Source organism: Hymenobacter puniceus (assembly GCF_014333525.1).
Classification (GTDB): domain Bacteria; phylum Bacteroidota; class Bacteroidia; order Cytophagales; family Hymenobacteraceae; genus Hymenobacter.
The window spans coordinates 722858-738775 of the sequence record NZ_JACSCX010000002.1; the positions used below are offsets into that span (position 1 = coordinate 722858).

General features: G+C 51.9%; 15 protein-coding genes and 1 tRNA gene. 11 read left to right on the forward strand and 5 right to left on the reverse strand.

Translation table 11 applies throughout. From position 1 onward, the window contains the following. Nucleotides 1-20 precede the first annotated feature (20 nt). The 4 genes from H8B14_RS08210 (at nt 21) to H8B14_RS08225 (ending at nt 4615) form a co-directional block, all read left to right on the forward strand. Nucleotides 21-2765, forward strand: coding sequence for a COR domain-containing protein (locus tag H8B14_RS08210; RefSeq protein WP_187315132.1), 2745 nt, complete (start codon nt 21-23; stop codon nt 2763-2765). Between the two features lie 1018 nt (nt 2766-3783). Continuing rightward, entirely contained in the window at nt 3784-4071 is a 288-nt protein-coding gene (locus H8B14_RS08215; RefSeq protein WP_187315133.1) for a hypothetical protein, read from the forward strand. Then, nucleotides 4068-4355: a hypothetical protein gene (locus tag H8B14_RS08220; RefSeq protein ID WP_187315134.1), complete on the forward strand. Its 288-nt coding sequence runs from the start codon at nt 4068-4070 to the stop codon at nt 4353-4355. Before H8B14_RS08215 ends, H8B14_RS08220 begins: the two co-directional genes overlap by 4 nt. Continuing rightward, nucleotides 4355-4615, forward strand: a complete 261-nt coding sequence (locus H8B14_RS08225) for a hypothetical protein (RefSeq protein WP_187315135.1) — start codon at nt 4355-4357, stop codon at nt 4613-4615. The genes H8B14_RS08220 and H8B14_RS08225 overlap by 1 nt, the downstream gene beginning before the upstream one ends. A 65-nt stretch (nt 4616-4680) precedes the next feature. Here the strand turns inward: H8B14_RS08225 and H8B14_RS08230 are convergent, their stop codons facing one another. The 5 genes from H8B14_RS08230 to H8B14_RS08250 form a co-directional block, all read right to left on the reverse strand. Further along, nucleotides 4681-5886: a tyrosine-type recombinase/integrase gene (locus H8B14_RS08230; protein ID WP_187315136.1), complete on the reverse strand. Its 1206-nt coding sequence runs from the start codon at nt 5884-5886 to the stop codon at nt 4681-4683. A gap of 175 nt (nt 5887-6061) precedes the next feature. Continuing rightward, a tRNA-Leu gene (locus H8B14_RS08235) sits at nt 6062-6143 on the reverse strand. A 26-nt stretch (nt 6144-6169) separates the two neighbouring features. Further along, on the reverse strand, nt 6170-6886 hold the full coding sequence (hscB, locus tag H8B14_RS08240) for a Fe-S protein assembly co-chaperone HscB (RefSeq protein WP_261989936.1): 717 nt from the start codon (nt 6884-6886) through the stop codon (nt 6170-6172). After that, nucleotides 6781-7281: a putative quinol monooxygenase gene (locus H8B14_RS08245; protein ID WP_315984813.1), complete on the reverse strand. Its 501-nt coding sequence runs from the start codon at nt 7279-7281 to the stop codon at nt 6781-6783. Before H8B14_RS08245 ends, hscB begins: the two co-directional genes overlap by 106 nt. Beyond that, complete coding sequence (locus H8B14_RS08250; protein WP_187315138.1) at nt 7214-7990, reverse strand: SAM hydrolase/SAM-dependent halogenase family protein; 777 nt, start codon at nt 7988-7990, stop codon at nt 7214-7216. Before H8B14_RS08250 ends, H8B14_RS08245 begins: the two co-directional genes overlap by 68 nt. A 133-nt stretch (nt 7991-8123) precedes the next feature. Here H8B14_RS08250 and H8B14_RS08255 point away from each other — a divergent pair, with 133 nt between their 5' ends. The 7 genes from H8B14_RS08255 (at nt 8124) to H8B14_RS08285 (ending at nt 15691) form a co-directional block, all read left to right on the forward strand. Next, the gene (locus H8B14_RS08255; protein ID WP_187315139.1) at nt 8124-9239 is read left to right on the forward strand and encodes a PhoH family protein; all 1116 of its coding nucleotides are present in this window, start codon (nt 8124-8126) and stop codon (nt 9237-9239) included. Between the two features lie 178 nt (nt 9240-9417). Continuing rightward, nucleotides 9418-9864, forward strand: a complete 447-nt coding sequence (locus H8B14_RS08260) for a GNAT family N-acetyltransferase (protein ID WP_187315140.1) — start codon at nt 9418-9420, stop codon at nt 9862-9864. A gap of 212 nt (nt 9865-10076) precedes the next feature. Next, nucleotides 10077-12326 (forward strand): ComEC/Rec2 family competence protein, encoded by a 2250-nt coding sequence (locus H8B14_RS08265; protein WP_187315141.1) that lies wholly within the window; start codon nt 10077-10079, stop codon nt 12324-12326. 179 nt (nt 12327-12505) lie between these two features. Beyond that, complete coding sequence (locus H8B14_RS08270) at nt 12506-13318, forward strand: enoyl-CoA hydratase/isomerase family protein (protein ID WP_187315142.1); 813 nt, start codon at nt 12506-12508, stop codon at nt 13316-13318. 130 nt (nt 13319-13448) lie between these two features. After that, entirely contained in the window at nt 13449-13967 is a 519-nt protein-coding gene (locus tag H8B14_RS08275) for a sterol desaturase family protein (protein ID WP_187315143.1), read from the forward strand. 2 nt (nt 13968-13969) lie between these two features. Next, complete coding sequence (locus tag H8B14_RS08280; protein WP_187315144.1) at nt 13970-14875, forward strand: MerR family transcriptional regulator; 906 nt, start codon at nt 13970-13972, stop codon at nt 14873-14875. A 300-nt stretch (nt 14876-15175) separates the two neighbouring features. After that, nucleotides 15176-15691, forward strand: a complete 516-nt coding sequence (locus H8B14_RS08285; RefSeq protein ID WP_185887152.1) for a sigma-70 family RNA polymerase sigma factor — start codon at nt 15176-15178, stop codon at nt 15689-15691. Nucleotides 15692-15918 lie beyond the last annotated feature (227 nt).

Consider the following 15918-nt stretch of genomic DNA (forward strand, 5'->3'; position numbering starts at 1 on the left):
AATAGTAGAAACAAGAAAACATGGAAAATAAACAGAAAATTGTCACAAAAAAACCATTGCAGATTCAGCAAATAGAAAAATTATATAAAATATCTCTTTATGAAATAAGAACTGCATCTCATAATATTGAGAATATTGAGCCAGTTAACCCTGTGCATTATATTGTAGATAAGAAAAATAGAGTAATTGTGCTTTCTATGCCTGAATGTCAAATTGACAATATAGATATATTAGCTAATTTTGAGCATTTAATGGAATTAAATCTTACAAGTAATAAAATTAGTGATATATCTCCGTTGTTATCTTTAAAATATTTAAAGAATTTGTATTTGGGTGGCAATAAAATAGAGAATATTGATAATTTAAATTTGGGTTTGATCAGGCTTGCAATTTGGAATAATCCAATTGTGGATCCATCCCCGTTAAGTGGCCTTGAGAAACTGAAACAACTATATTGTCAAAATATAGGATTGGATAATATTGATTTTGTACAAGGTATGATTTCCTTAGAGGAGATATCATTAACGGAAAATAGTGTAACTAGCTTAGCTAAATTATTAGATTTACCAAAGATAAAGCTAGTTGATGCTGAAGATAATGAAATAAGCGATATAAATCATCTATCAGGTGCAAGAGCCGATATTGTATTTGACTTGGCTGAAAATAAAATTAAGGAAATTCCAGTAGAAGTTGCTGAAAAATACGATTGGTTGAGTTCAGTAATGCGTCGATATGCCAGAGGTAGTAAATTGATTATTAGAGGTAATCCTTTGGTTTTTCCTCCGAGTTCAGTTATAGCTTTGGGAAAAGAGTCAGTACATAATTATTATGATACTGTGGGGAAATTTGGGTCTGCCCCAATTTCTGAGGGAAGAATTATAGTTATAGGAGATGGAAGTGCTGGTAAATCAAGTTTAATCGAGCGCCTACTTCATGATAATTTTGAGCTAGGTAAATCGCAAACTAATGGAATCAATATTGATAACTGGAATATTAATTACGATTCTAGAGATCTGACATTTCATATTTGGGATTTTGGCGGTCAAGAGATTCAGCATGCCGTTCACAAATTTTTCTTTACCGAAGGGTGTTTATATATTTTGGTGTTAGATAATAGAAAGGAGGAGGAACCTGAATATTGGCTTCAACAAGTGGAAAGCTTAGGCGGTAGTGCGCCAGTAGTTGTTGTCTTCAACAAACAAGACGATAACATAACTGATATAGCAGATAGAAAATTTTTAAAAGAAAAGTATGCGAATATAGTTGGGTTTTATAATGTTAGCTGTAAGACAGGCTTTGGTGTAGGCGATTTAAGAAATATGTTAAAAAGTGAAGTAGTAAAGTTGAGAACTGTTGATGAACAGTTTCCTAATAATTGGTTTGAGATTAAATCGCAAATTGAAGAGTATACATCAGGTAAACAGCACTACTTAGATTTTAAAAACTACAAAAAAATCTGTGTTAATAAAGGGGTAAAGGATATAAAAACGCAAAAATTGCTCTTAAAATATTTTACTACTATTGGTACAATTACTTGGTTCGGTGAAACGTATTTAAGCCTGCTTCATGTGTTAAGTCCTGCTTGGATAACACAGGGTGTGTATAAAATTGTTACATCAAAAAAAACAGCTCATTTGCTAGGTCATATTTCTATAGATGATTTCAGTGAATTACTATGTCCATTGGATGATAATGATTATGGGTATGAAGAAAATCATTATGACTACTTGTTGAGTATGATGAAGAAATTTGATTTATGTTACACGGAAGATGATGTGAATATCTTACTGCCTTCAGCATTTGGTAAGGAACCAAAAGTAGAGTATAGCGAATTTAGAGGACCTCACGTTCGTACTTATATAATGCAATTTAAGGATTATATGCCAATTGCATTGATACATAGGTTTATTGCCAAGAAGTTGTCTAAAGTATATGAAAGCAATTACTGGTATTCGGGTATTGTGATTCATGATGATAAAACAGGGTCATTGACAATGGTTCAAGCTGATAAAGAAGCCAAGCGCATTTACGTAAGAATTAAAGGAAATGAACAATTAGGTGTATGGGAATATATTCGTAGAGATATCTATGAAATAGTATCTAGTTACGCAAACATTAACTATGATGAACTGGCTTTGTTGGAGGAAAATACAAATAGTACTGTAAAATACGATGATTTAGTTAGTTATATTCAGTCCAATAAGCCATTGTATTTCCACCCTAGATTGCAAAGGGATTTTAATGTTGGGTATTTGCTCGGTTTGTTTGAAAGTAAAGAAGTTACTCTTGATAAAATGCGTGCTGGGGTTATTGATCTTGGTGAAAATCATGTGGGTCAGGTGAGAATACCAAACTCAATAATAAATATTCTTAATACAAACAATTCTTCAGTTAATAACGTGAATACTAATAATGTAGATATAGATATAGATTTTAGATTGGTTAAAGGATTGAGCAATGATATTAGGGGTGATATTAATTATCTTTTAGATGAACTTAAGGGTGATAGTGAGCTGAAAGAAAATTTGAAAAAAATACTTCAGTTTTTGAAAGATGTTGAAAAGAGTAAAGAGGTTGGTGATATAAAAAGTAAAGGCTGGATTAGAAAGCTAAAAAGTATATTTCCTGTATTAGTTAATTCCAGTGATCAAATAAAAAAGCTAAGTGACGGAGGTGAAGTCGTTAAGTCAATATTTGACAAAATGCAAGAGCTAACATCTAATATAGACTTAGATGACATAGCAGAATTTATTGGTTCCTTATAATATATGCTTGTGATATAGAAGATGTTATTACATGTCTAAACGCCTAGGCCTCTCACGCATCTGGGATAAACTGGTGATGCGCTTTCCTAAACTCTACTACGTGGAGATGGCAGTTGGCTTAATCATCTGGGCTTTCATATTGCTAGGACTAACAGTTCTAGCCTGGAAAGGGTACCACGGCACCTTATAATCTACACGGCCCGTCAGCACTACGCTGGCGAGCCGTGTTGTTTGTATGAACTCCAAAGTCAAGAACTTTGTAATGTGGTAGCAGATCAAATGGATATTGCCATCTTCTACTTCCTAAGCTCCCAAGAGGGACGTTTGGAAAAGTGGCGAAGTATGTTTCTGGTTTCGTTGCCAGGCTTAAGGAGTCCGTGCTAAGACACCGGTGGGCAAAGGGGATATGGCGTTTTTGGTTATGCCTCTATGCCTTGACAACTATTTATGGTTGTTTCTCAAAAGTGAAAAGCACGTTGACTGACATCAGAACCTTAAACCAAACAACAGCTATGGGAAAAAAACATCAAGATTCGGACTCTCTAGCAAGCATGAGCACGGACACGATGAACCTGGCAGTCAGTAGAGGAACAGCACTTCGTCACTCCAAGCGTGCCATTTAGTCCCGAGGGACTGTACATATGAAAAGAGGGTCACAGACATCTGTGGTCCTCTTTTTTGTGATTTGCCAATGAAATTTGAAGCACTTCAGAGTGAACTGTTTGTCAGAAGAATTAAAGCAATACTTTAAAAAAATCTTGCCTGTTTCCTGACAACTCCTCACCTTTGACCCGCCAAACAATACGCGGTGCCGACTGCCGCTCCAAAAACTAGCCGGGTTTTTTCGAGCGGCAGAATTGTTTTCTGTCGATTCGTATAGTAGTACCGTTTTTCAGGCACGGAAAAGCCTGGATAGGAACGTGGGGTCAGTAATGCCCACGAAATAACCGCGTGTTGTTTGGCAATCCTATCCAGGTGATTCCGTGCCTTTTCTTTTCACCCTTAACCGTTTGCCCAAATGCCAAACAACACGCAAACAGCCCAAGAATTTCCGCTAGACCCGATTCTGGTGGTAAACCCCATCACCAGGCAGGTGCTCAACGTGCAGCCATTGGTGGAACTGCTCCACAACCGCTATGCCTTCGACAAAGGCACCGTAGTGGAGGAACTCGATGATATCATCGAGTACATCACCCGCGACCCGCAGACCGACGAACCCGCCCGCAAGGTGCTGGCCTGCATTCGCACTACGAAAGCGCTGCTCGTCGCCTTCGATTCGCTCACCACGCAGCCCCTGGCCCTATGAGCGCGCCGCTGCTAAAGCTGGCCCCAGCGTGGGAGTGCGCCCGGTTCGTGGTGGAGCTGCGCCACCATCCCATCTTCGCCGCCGACCTGGCCATGCTCGACGAGCTGCACGAGCTGCTACGCCGTTACCCCCCCAGCCGCATTGCGCAGGCCTTCGAGGAAGCCTGCAACCAGCTGGTGGAGCAGGGGCAGTGCCCCGAGTGGCCCGACAACGGCGAAGCCGACGCTTATGTGCGCGTGCTCTCCGGCCTTTGGGATCTGGAAGATCTGTCCACCGCTGCCTAATGAGCGCCCAGGATACCGAGCAGCCCATCGACAACCATTTCGATGCGCTGATGCTGCAGATTCGGGAGAACCTGCAGCCTGCCCCGTCTTTGGACCAGGCTACGCTCAAGCTCAGCACCCACGAGGTGTACGAAAAGCTCCAGGAGTTTTATCCCAGCGCCACCTACGACGCGCCGATGGTGGCCCGGGCGCTGCTGGAGCTGGGCTACAACTATGCCGACCCCTACAAAGACCTCAGCTTTGTCTGGCTGTTCTGCTAGGTACCACAAGCAAAAAAGCCGCCGTGCACGATGCACGGCGGCTTTTTCATGGGGTAGGGGCGGGCTTAGACTACCACGTTCATCGGCCGCTCCGGCAACTGCGCATCTAGGGCCGCAATGGCGTCCCGCTTCATGGCGTCATCGACGTGCACGTATTTCATGGTCGTCGTAATCTTGGAGTGGTCCATGAGCTTCTGCAGCACCTGCACCGGCCCCCCAGCCCGCGTAAATTCCGTGGCAAACGTTTCACGCCCGATGTGGTGGTGCAGCTTGGCCGTCAGCTCCAGGTGCTGAGCGATGCGCTTGAGCATCCGGTTCGAGTACTGGTCGGTGTAATTGAAGAAGCCCGCCCCGCCGTTCTCCTCCTGCGCATCGAGTAGGTAGCGCAAGGCCCGCCGCGTAAGCGGCAGCATCGTTTCGCGCAGCTTCTTGGCATAGGTCTTCTGAATCCGGAACGTCAGCTCCTGCCCATCTAGCTTGGCGTGCTGGATAGCCTTCAAATCCCCGAGACGGAGCGAGCTGAAGCAGCTGAACAGAAACCGTTGCAGTACCCGCCGCTCCGCCGTGCCCGGCTGCAATTGCAGGTAGTAGCGCTCCAGACGCAGCAGCTCAGCCGGCGGCACCGACTTCCACGAGCCTTCCCCAGCCTGGTTCACGAAGTCGGCGTAGGGGTCTTCAAACTTGATTTTCTCCTTGCGCGCCAGGTTCAGATACGCCTTCACGTCGCGGTGCCGGGTCCAGCGCGTATTCACCGACCGCACGTGCCGCACCAGGTGCTCGTGAAAGGCCTCCACCAGCTGCGTTGTCAGCTCGTAGAAGGGAATCACCTTCCGGAAGCGTTTCAGCTCGTTGAGCGTGCTGAAATGGTTCTTGCGCGTACCGTCCTGGATCTTCCTGCGCCGGTGCCGCTCGATGATCTTGCGCTCCATCCAGGCCACGAAGTCGTTGCTACTGCCCGCCGTGCTGTAGCTGTAAAGAAACTCGTCCCGCGTCAGGTTGCGCTTACTCAAGTGGTAGTCCACAAATATCTCGTTGGCCCGCGCCCGGGCCTGCCCGATAATCAGATTGTAGGCTTCGGCCCGCGCCGCCAGCAGCTCCGGAGTACCCCCGGCCCAGGTAACGGCCGTTTGGAGCACCTGCTCGTAACCCGCGGGCCGTTTGGCTTTCGGCAGGCTGGTCAGGCACATACCCCGCCCTTTATCGAATAATTCCGCAAACCAGGTAATTCCCAGCTTTATCGGTACCACGGTGCGACGAATAATAATCTGCATTCGCACCAGGTAAGTCCCATCTTTTCGGGCCGGCGTGCGCAGTGCAATTGAGCTTGAAAAAATCATGGGTAAACAAATGGGGTATTCTGGAATGCAAAATGCCCGAAAACGACCTTTGCCAGCGAACTGGAAAAGCCGTTTTCGGGCTGTTTGGCGAGGTTTTACTACCTCAAAGTACCCAGAGCCGGGGTCGAACCGGCACATCTTTCGATATCGGTGTTTGAGACCGACGCGTCTACCGATTCCGCCATCTGGGCATTTTTCAACCGTTGCTGCCGGTAGGTCAGGAACGGGTGGCAAACTTAGCCAGAGTTTCTTGAATGCGCAATAGGTAGCGCTTTTTGAGATAATAGGTTTGTACCTGGGCTAGGGCCTGAGGACGCATTTCGGCAGGCAGCGCGGCATACCCGGACAGCACCTGACTGATGCCAGTTTCTAAGTTGTGCGTGAGGGTATTAACCTGGTTTTTTAGCTGGTTGATAAGGGTAGGATCAGCATCAAACTCCAACTCCATCAGCTGCTCATTCAGCTCCATTACTTCCATCAAAAAATCAGCAGGAAGTTCCTGCTTTCCTTCATCGAGCAGTCCATGGCGCTGCAGAATATAGGCCATTCGGCGGTCAGCGTCGGAGAGTGTACGATACGCGTTAGTATTGAGAGTAGCCAGCGTCAGAATTTCCTGTTGTCGCGCCGGGCTTGCCGTGGCATGAAAATCGGGGTGGTATTCGCGGCTCAGGGCGTAGTATTTACTTTTGATGGCTTTTTCGTCTGGAAGAAACGATTCGGGAAGCTCATAAAAAGCAAAATAGTCGGTTGTAGGCATAAGTAGGAAGAAGAGGGGCCGAAGCCAGCAAACTCTGTACGTGTACTTCAGCAAAAACAAGCCGGAATGGCTTAAAAATGTTCCTGCTCGTTGGGAGTTTCGGCTGAGCCAAACAAGGCCGGCGCAACTGAAAAGGCCAGCGGTGGCGCTGCAAATAATGCCTTGGTAGCCGGCCATACCTGGCCAAATAAAGCAGAGCGGCGGTAGGCATTCAGCGCATCGGTCGAGTCCCAATGGCTATGGGTGCAATACACGTTCGGTTGGTCTGCATCCTGCCACAGTTCCAGAAAGCGGCAACCGGGCATGCTGCGGATCTGATTCTCCGATGCCTGAAATAGCTGTAGAAAGTTTGGCACATACTTCGGAACAAAGGTCATGCGCACTATGCGAGTCAGCATACAAATGAACAGAGGTGAGAAGAATAGTATACGAAATAACTTAACATAATAAAAAGATAGAGCATAAAACTGCGTCTGCAGTCTTTCAAGCCGGATTATGCCTGTGTTAATTATCCGGCGCAAATCGAATATCCACCTGCGAGTCGAAGTGCAGACCCAACAGTTCCGATGCATTGCCTTGGTTGATGCCGATGCACAGCTGGTCTTGGCTGTTGAAGATGCAGACGGCCTCGCCCGGGTCGGCATCCTGGAAATGGCTGGCAATACTGCGCACGGTTTCGCGGGCGAAGTGAATAGCACACGCTCTATCGCGGCCGATAACTTCCACCGCCGACCGGGTGATGTTGGTAATGAGGTTGCCGTAGTGGTCCACGTGCACCACGTGGCCCGTAATGCGGTGGTCCTGCAGCCGAACCTGACGGTTGAGCAGAGAATAGAGGTCGGTGGTAAGGGAGCCCAGGTCTTGCAGCATTCCTCCCTGAGCCAGATGCACCGCAGCTGGGGCCAGCAGGTCGCGGGTGGGGGAGGCGGTGGGGCGAGCGAGTGGGGCCAGGGCTACCAACTCGTCGGGCTGGCCGTCGCAAAGTAGGGCAAGCAAGCCGTTATCGGCCGCCACAAAATAGTGGTCCTGGAAGCGCGCCGCCTGCCAGGCCGCGCGCGAACCGCCTAAATCATTCACGCCAACCAGGTGTACTGTGCCCGCCGGAAAATCACGAAATACAGCCTGGAGAACGTGCAGCGCGTGCGCGATGTTGAAGGGTTCGATGGCGTGCGTGATGTCCAGCACCGGAACGGCGGGTGCCAGCTGCAGAATCCGCGCCTTCACTGCCGCTACATAATGGTCGCGGTAGCCAAAGTCAGACAGAAACGTAATCAACCCCATTGCCGTAAATCCTGCGTTCTTCGTACTATTGCTTAGACGCCCTAAGGGCGGCAAAAGTAGGCTATTTAGCCGAACTGTACCGTTTTCATGGTGCGCCTTTTTCCTAACTCTCTAGCTACAAAACCCCCACAGATTGGTCGAGAAAGTCATCACGCTCGAAAACGTGTCCCTGATTGATTTCCTGGGACCCGAAAACCAGAATATCCGCCAACTTGCGGCGGCCTTTCCGGGCAGCAAAATTATTTCACGCGGCAATGAGATTAAAATCCAGGGCCAGACCGTGGTTATCAGCCGCATCAACGACATTCTGTCGGCCCTCATTGAGCACTACCACCAGTACGGCCAGATCAGCGAAAAAACAGTTTCCCAGTATTTGTCGACGGCCGATGAAGACCAGCAGGACCGCATTCTGGCGGCCTCGCCCGATGTTATTCTGTTCGGCGACAAAGGCGGCGTTATAAAAGCCAAAACAGCTAACCAGCAGCGGTTGGTGGATGCTGTGCTGAAGCATGACTTGGTATTTGCGCTTGGGCCGGCCGGCACCGGCAAAACATACATATCGGTGGCGCTGGCCGTGCGAGCCCTTAAAAACAAGGAAGTAAAGCGCATCATCATTTCGCGGCCCGTAGTGGAGGCCGGTGAAAGCCTCGGCTTCTTGCCCGGCGACATGAAGGAAAAGGTAGACCCTTACCTGCGCCCGATTTACGACGCGCTGGAAGACATGCTGCCGGCCGAAAAGCTGAAGCTGTATCTGGAAAACAAAACCATCGAAATAGCCCCGCTGGCCTACATGCGCGGCCGGACGCTCAACAATGCGTTTGTGTTGCTGGACGAAGCCCAGAACACCACTCCCTCGCAGCTGAAGATGTTTCTGACGCGCATGGGCCCTTCGGCCAAGGTGATGGTGAACGGCGACCGGAGCCAGATCGACTTGCCCACCAAGGTGAAGTCGGGCCTGATGCAGGCGCTGGATATTCTGCGCGACGTACCGGGCATCGGGTTTGTAGAGATGAGCGCCGAGGACGTAGTGCGCCACCGTTTGGTGAAGCAGATCGTGCTGGCCTACGACAAGTTTGACGTGGAAACCCAGCACGAGCAGGCCAATCAGGCGAACCGGCCCATCCGGCAGGCGCAGCCCTACCGCCGGCCTGGCGGCCCCGGCTCTGCTGATTCCGACCCCTCCCGCCATCCGGATGCCCGTCGTGAAGACGATGGCATGAAGGCGCTGCCCGTCAACCATGAGCAGTAAAGGGTAAACCAGCAGCTGATGTTACTGATGCAGTTAGTGGTATATGCAAACGGCGGTCCTCGCAGGGCCGCCGTTTTGTTTGGCCGTTGACCGGGTAATGCGCTCTGTTGGCTACTTTCGCCGCAGCTTCATCCGCGTAGCGCGGAGAACTTATTTTTTCTGTTTAGAACTCACTACCATGGAATCTGCGCGCGTACACCGGGCTATTTCCGCTGCGGATCTGGCGGCGGCCTTTGCAGTTCGGCACACGGTGTTTGTGCTGGGCCAAAACGTGCCCGCCACCTTGGAGCAGGACATCCACGACCACTCCGATGCCACCCACTACCTGGCTGTGGCAGCCGACGGTACGCCTTGCGGCGCCGCCCGCTGGCGCCCCACTGAGAAAGGTGTGAAGCTGGAGCGTTTTGCGGTGCTGGAAAAATACCGCAACCAACAGGCCGGGGCCGCGCTGCTCCGGCAGGTGCTACTAGACGTAGACGCCGCGCATCCTGCCGCCACGGTGTATCTGCACGCCCAGTTGCCAGCAGTGCGCTTCTACGAACGGCATGGGTTCCGGCAGGAAGGCCCGCAGTTTGAGGAAGGCGGCCTGCAGCACTACAAAATGGTGTGGCAGCGCCCGGCATAGGGCACGTAGCCTAAGCAATAAGCTGGAGAGGTCGTCGTGCATTGCGCGACGACCCTTTTTTATAAGGAACTAGTCGTTTCTGCATAGGCTGTTGCAGGCTTAATCTTGCGCAGAGCGGCAAGCCTTGTTTGTTGACTGCTGCCACGAAGGGTAGCGCAGGCGCTTGGTTTCTGATATATTGGCTATCGAATACCTCTATACTATGCGCTGTTATGATTCATTGGGCTTCTTATACGTTTGTGCGCCTGACCCTGGCGCTGATGGCCGGCATCCTCACGTATCTGTATTTCGGGGAAACGCTGCCGGAGCTGTTGTGGCCGCTGGCCGGACTGGTAAGTGTGTTCCTTGTGATTCAGTGGCGCGTGTGGCGCCATCCTAATCCTGCCGTAGCCGACAAAACGGGCCTACTGGCGCTGCTAGCCGTCTACGTGACCGGGGCTGCCTGTATGCAGCAAGCCACGGAGTCGCGCCGCCCTGACCATCTCTACCACTTCGGGCCGGATATTGAATTTTATCGTTCTGTAGTAGACGATTACACTGTGGTGCGGCCGGCCACATACGCCACTACTGTGCGGGTATCGGCAGTGCGGGTGGCTGGGGAGTGGCAGTCGGCAGTGGGTGGTATCCGGGTATCCATTCCGCGCGACTCGGGCGTGACAGCGCCGCAGTACGGCGACATATGGCTGGTGCGCGGCGCGCCGGCGCCCAGCAAGGCCCCACTCAACCCCGGTGAGTTCGACTACCGCCGCTACCTGCAGTATCACCAGGTCTACCACCAGCAATTTATCCACCCCGACCAATACCAGCGCATTGCTGTTGCGCCCCCCAGCCTGCTGAAAGCTATGGCCATGCGGGCTGCCCGGGTGCTCGACGGTGTGTTTCGGCAGTACGTGGGGGCCAAGCGGGAGTATGCACTGGCCTCGGCGCTGGTACTGGGCATTAAGGATGACGTAGATCAGGAAACCAAGCAGGCCTACGCTAATACCGGCACCACCCACATTATGGCCGTATCGGGGCTGCAGGTGGGGCTGTTGTTTGGGGCCGTGACGGTGTTGCTGGGGTGGCTGCCGGGCCGGCGCGGGCTACTGTTTCGGCTGCTCACGGCCCTGCTGGGGCTGGTCGTTATCTGGAGCTATGCCTTCCTGACGGGCCTTTCGGCCTCGGTGCTGCGGGCAGCTGTGATGTTCACCTTTATTATTGTGGCGCGGGCTTCGCAACGGCAAACCAACATGTTCAACACATTGGCGGTGGCGGCGTTCTGTTTGCTCTGCTATGACCCATACCTGCTTTGCGACGTCGGGTTTCAGCTTTCGTTTCTGGCTGTTATCAGTATCGTGTATCTGCAGCCGCGTATTTCAGGCTGGCTGGACGTAAAAAACTACTTCCTGGAGAAACAGCGGCCCTGGCAGCCAAAATCGGTGCAATGGCTTTGGAAATGGAGCAGCAAATTCTTCAATGGCGTCTGGCAGGCCACGGCGCTGTCGTTGGCGGCGCAGGTGGCCACGTTTCCACTGGGGCTGTTCTATTTTCATCAGTTTCCGCTCAGCTTCCTGCTTTCCAACCTCGTAGCTGTGCCTATTTCTAGTGGTGCGGTGTATGTGGGGCTAGGGCTTTTGGCACTGAAGGGCCTAGTCGCCTCGGTTGGTTTGCTGTCGGCTACGGCGGGGCAAGTGTTGGATGTGGTGCCGCAGGCAGTAGCCTGGGTGTTCGAGAAAATGATTTGGTTGTTCAACGAGTACATCTTCTGGATTGGGCGCACCATGCCCGGTGCCCTCATTTCCGGCATTCACGTCACGGCACCGCAGGCCTGGCTGGTGTTTGGCATCATCCTCACGCTGCTGGCCTTCCTCCGCCTGAAAAAGCTGGTGTGGCTGGGGCTGGCCTGCCTGCTGATGGGCAGCTTTGCCGGTACCCGCGTGTGGGCTGCTCACCAACTCGCCCCCAATGAACAGCTTCTGGTATACAGCATTCCGCGGCGCTCGGTGCTGGGGTTCTGGCAGGGTGCGGCCGCTCACATTGTCAGCGCCGACTCGTTGCCACTTACCGAAACCGAGCGTACCTACCGCATTGTGCCGGGTATCATTCAGCGCGAGGGCCGCGCCGTGCGCTACCACACCCGCTGGGGTGGCTCGTCGGTGCCGGCCCTGGCCGACACGGCAGCCCATCCTGGATTGGTACTGGTTGTGTGGCGCGGCGTGCGGGTAGCTTTGGTGAGTGGGCCGTTGGCCGGCGCCAGGCTTGCAGAGCCGGCTGATGTGGTAGTGCTACGCCGCAATGCACGGGTGTGGCCCGAAGACCTGGCCTCGGTTTTCGCTTCTACCGCTACAATAGTATTCGATTCTTCCTGCAAATCCTGGTATGTGGAATCGATGCGTAAAAAGCTGCAACCCTTTGGCTGGCAGCTACATGACGTGGCCATGCAGGGTGCTTTCGTTTGGCAGGTGCGGCCGATGACAAAGTAAAACGGCGGATAGACGAAACTCGCTTGCCAAATAGGCCGCTATACGCTGTACTTATCGCACCATTTTTGTTAGGTTTGGTTAGTGCCGACCTTCGTATGCTGATTTAGTGGTGCCCGGCCGCTCTGCTGTGCAGAGCCAGTCCTGTACTGCTGCTCACCGTTGCAACCCCTTGGTATCGTATGGATAACATGCCCACGCAAGAGCTAGAGGCCCTGCGCTTCATCCGCTACGAGGCGGCTGATGCTATTGGCTACATTACGCTCAACCGCCCTGATAAACGCAATGCCCTCAGCGCCGACATGGTAACGGAGCTGAAGCTGGCGTTTGAGTTTGCTGAAGACGACGAGGCCTGCAAAGTAGTGGTGCTGCGCGCCGAGGGCCCCGCCTTTTGTGCCGGCGCCGACCTGGCCTACATTCAGGAGCTGCAGGGCTTTGGCTACACCGATAATCTGGCCGATTCTACGCACCTGATGCAGCTGTTTCACCAGATCTACACGCTCAAGAAGGTGGTAATTGCGCAGGTTCAGGGCCATGCGCTGGCCGGCGGTTGTGGCCTTGTAACCGTCTGTGACTTTGCTTTTGGCGTGCCGGAAGCTCGTTTCGGCTATACCGAAGTGAAAATCGGGTTTCTGCCAGCCATTGTGAGCGTGTTTCTGCTGCGCAAAGTAGGGGAGGCCCGCACCAAGCAGCTGCTGCTCACCGGCGACGTGCTGCCCGCCGCGCGGGCCTTGGAGCTGGGGCTGCTGACTGAACTGGTAGAACCCACTGAGCTGGCAACTTATGTCTACGCGTTTGCTCGCCGTCTGTGCGTTGAAAATTCCAGTCAGAGCATGGAAGTGACCAAGGAAATGCTGGCCCGCCTACCCGAAATGCCATTAGAGGAAAGCCTGCGGTATGCTGCTCACCTCAATGCCGAAGCGCGCGGCTCTGCTGACTGCCGCCGGGGCATTGCCGCCTTTCTGGCTAAAGAGAAAATAAGCTGGGACAACTAATCAGGCAGCAAACCCTCCACGAACGTCACATCCGGCAGCTATCAGCCGGGCTTGACGTTGTTTTTTGCAATATTACCGTGCCCAATACAGGCACCTCAAACCTTCTCCGCCAAACAGCGGTTTTCTTTGCATGACGACGCTGGCAGCCTGCGCCATTACGGCAACTACTTTTCTGGGGATGGAATTTGTTGCCTGGTTTATGCACCGTTTCGTGCTGCATGGGCCGCTGTGGTTTTTGCACCGCTCGCACCATGTGCGGCACCCGCACCGCTTCGAGCGCAACGACTTTTTCTTTCTCTTCTACGGGTCCCTGTCGGCGCTGCTTATCATATATGGCTCGCCCGGCAAGGACTGGCGCTTTTGGATGGGCGTGGGCATAGCTATGTACGGCACGCTCTATTTCTTCGTCCACGATGTACTGATTCATGGCCGGCTGCGCTTCTGGCGTAAATCGCGCAATACGTACTTGCGGGCCCTGAACATGGCGCACAAAATGCACCACAAAGCCACCACCCGCGACGATTCCGAGGAATTTGGGCTGCTGTGGGTGTCGCCGAAGTATTTTGAGTTGGCGTTGCGCCGACCTGCTCCCACCCGCACCTTGCGGACCCGGGCTGTATCCATGGAAAAACAAGAAGGAGGGAACTAGCAGTGGGACATTTTTCCATCAGTGATCTGGAGCAACTCTCCGGCATTAAAGCGCATACTATTCGGATCTGGGAGCAGCGCTATGGCATCTTGCGGCCTGTGCGCACTGCCACTAACATCCGCACCTACTGCGACGACGACCTGCGCCGGCTGCTGAACGTGGCCACTCTTTGTGGCCGCGGCTACCGTATTTCCAAGGTAGCCCAGCTAAGTGAGCAGGAAGTGGAAAAGGCTGTCATTGCCTGCAACGACGATGAAAACGACTACTGCCAGCAGGTGCACGCCCTGATGGCTGCTATGCTTTCTATGGATGAAAGCCAGCTTAACCGCTTACTCAGCGGCTCCATCCGGCGGATGGGATTCGAGGCCGCGGTCCTGCACATCGTTTATCCGTTTCTGCAGCGCATAGGCGTGATGTGGCAGGCTGGCAGCGTCAACCCTGCCCACGAACACCTGGTAACGCATCTGTTGCGCCAGAAAATGATGGCGGCCACTGATGCGCTGCCCGCTGCATGCGCCAAAAGCGGGCGTCGTTGGGTGCTGTTTCTGCCCGAAGGTGAAATGCACGAGCTGGCACTGCTGTTCATGAACTTTGCGCTCCGGGCCCGCGGCCATCATGTATTGTATCTAGGGCAAAATCTGCCGATTGCAGGCTTAACTGATGTGTGCCAAGCATACCAGCCGCACACAGTCTGTACTGTACTGACGGCTGTGCCCGAGCGGGACCATCTACAGAGCTTTGTCGAAGAGCTTCGGCGGGTTTGTGTGGGAGCTACCGTTTTACTTTATGGGCCGGTTGCTCAGGCCGAGCCATTGGTACTGCCGCCGAATATGGTGCGCCTGCGGCTGATGACCGACTTTCTGCACTTTGCCGAACAGCTGCCGGAAGCTGTAGCAGAACCGGCTTAACAAAAAAATAATCGGAAAGGGAGTGGTGTACCTGCTATTGGTGTAGGTACATGTAAATGCTTGTTTACCGGGCATTTGGGGCACTATTGCCGGATAAAACGCCGCGTGCTTTCAGCCTTTTTGGACACGGGTGCTAAATTTTGTACAGTTAGATATATCCTGATTATCAGTACGTTCGTGAAGAACAGTCTCCTTATGCGTGTGTAAGCCGGCATAAAAAAAATAGTTGGTTGGTATGCATCCGAGTTCTAGAATAGCACGTATATTTGTTTAACCTTTTGCCACGAAAAGCTAAACAGCATGACCTCACTGGAATTCACCAACCAAGTACAGAAGATTTCATATTCGCTGAAGCCCGTGGCGATGAACCTGACCCGAGACGCTGATGATGCCAAAGACTTGGTGCAGGAGACGTTGCTGAAGGCATTGCTTAACAAAGACAAGTTCAAGGCGGGCACCAACCTCAAGGCGTGGTTGTATACCATCATGCGCAACACGTTTATCAACAATTACAATAAGATAACGAAGCGCAACAGCAACATTGATTCTACGGAGTATTTCCAGTACTTCAACACCGACGAAAACTATATCACGCACAACGGAGCCACCTCCGACTTCGTAGTAACGGATATCAACCAGGCTATTGCCAGTTTATCGGCTGACTATCGGACGCCGTTTATGATGTACTACATCGGGTACAAGTACCTGGAAATTGCGGAAAAGCTGCAAATCCCAATCGGAACCGTCAAAAACCGCATTCATATTGCCCGCAAGGAGCTTAAGGATGCGTTGAAGGTATACGCCCCCGGCGTGTAGGGAATAGGGAGAGAGTATACCCCGCCCCGGGCGTATCACGGGCCGCGAATGACGCCACTGGGCGCTGTTCGCGGCCCGTTTGTGTTGGTAGCTGCCAGAAAAGCTGAACATAATTTCGGCGATTTTTCGGATGGCTCACAAACCTATTACGGGGCTGGCGGTATGCATGCTGTTGGTTGCTCTGCTGTTGGGTTAGCGGGAGTGCCAACCCAAATAGACACCTTTGC

Coding starts and splice junctions, on each gene's coding strand:
- H8B14_RS08270 (WP_187315142.1), top strand. CDS start 12,506: ATGGATAACATGCCCACGCAAGAGCTAGAGGCCCTGCGCTTCATCCGC.
- H8B14_RS08230 (WP_187315136.1), bottom strand. CDS start 5,886: ATGCAGATTATTATTCGTCGCACCGTGGTACCGATAAAGCTGGGAATT.
- H8B14_RS08285 (WP_185887152.1), top strand. CDS start 15,176: ATGACCTCACTGGAATTCACCAACCAAGTACAGAAGATTTCATATTCG.
- H8B14_RS08245 (WP_315984813.1), bottom strand. CDS start 7,281: ATGCATCGGAACTGTTGGGTCTGCACTTCGACTCGCAGGTGGATATTC.
- H8B14_RS08265 (WP_187315141.1), top strand. CDS start 10,077: ATGATTCATTGGGCTTCTTATACGTTTGTGCGCCTGACCCTGGCGCTG.
- H8B14_RS08275 (WP_187315143.1), top strand. CDS start 13,449: ATGACGACGCTGGCAGCCTGCGCCATTACGGCAACTACTTTTCTGGGG.
- H8B14_RS08215 (WP_187315133.1), top strand. CDS start 3,784: ATGCCAAACAACACGCAAACAGCCCAAGAATTTCCGCTAGACCCGATT.
- H8B14_RS08220 (WP_187315134.1), top strand. CDS start 4,068: ATGAGCGCGCCGCTGCTAAAGCTGGCCCCAGCGTGGGAGTGCGCCCGG.
- hscB (WP_261989936.1), bottom strand. CDS start 6,886: ATGGCCGGCTACCAAGGCATTATTTGCAGCGCCACCGCTGGCCTTTTC.
- H8B14_RS08225 (WP_187315135.1), top strand. CDS start 4,355: ATGAGCGCCCAGGATACCGAGCAGCCCATCGACAACCATTTCGATGCG.
- H8B14_RS08210 (WP_187315132.1), top strand. CDS start 21: ATGGAAAATAAACAGAAAATTGTCACAAAAAAACCATTGCAGATTCAG.
- H8B14_RS08260 (WP_187315140.1), top strand. CDS start 9,418: ATGGAATCTGCGCGCGTACACCGGGCTATTTCCGCTGCGGATCTGGCG.
- H8B14_RS08250 (WP_187315138.1), bottom strand. CDS start 7,990: ATGGGGTTGATTACGTTTCTGTCTGACTTTGGCTACCGCGACCATTAT.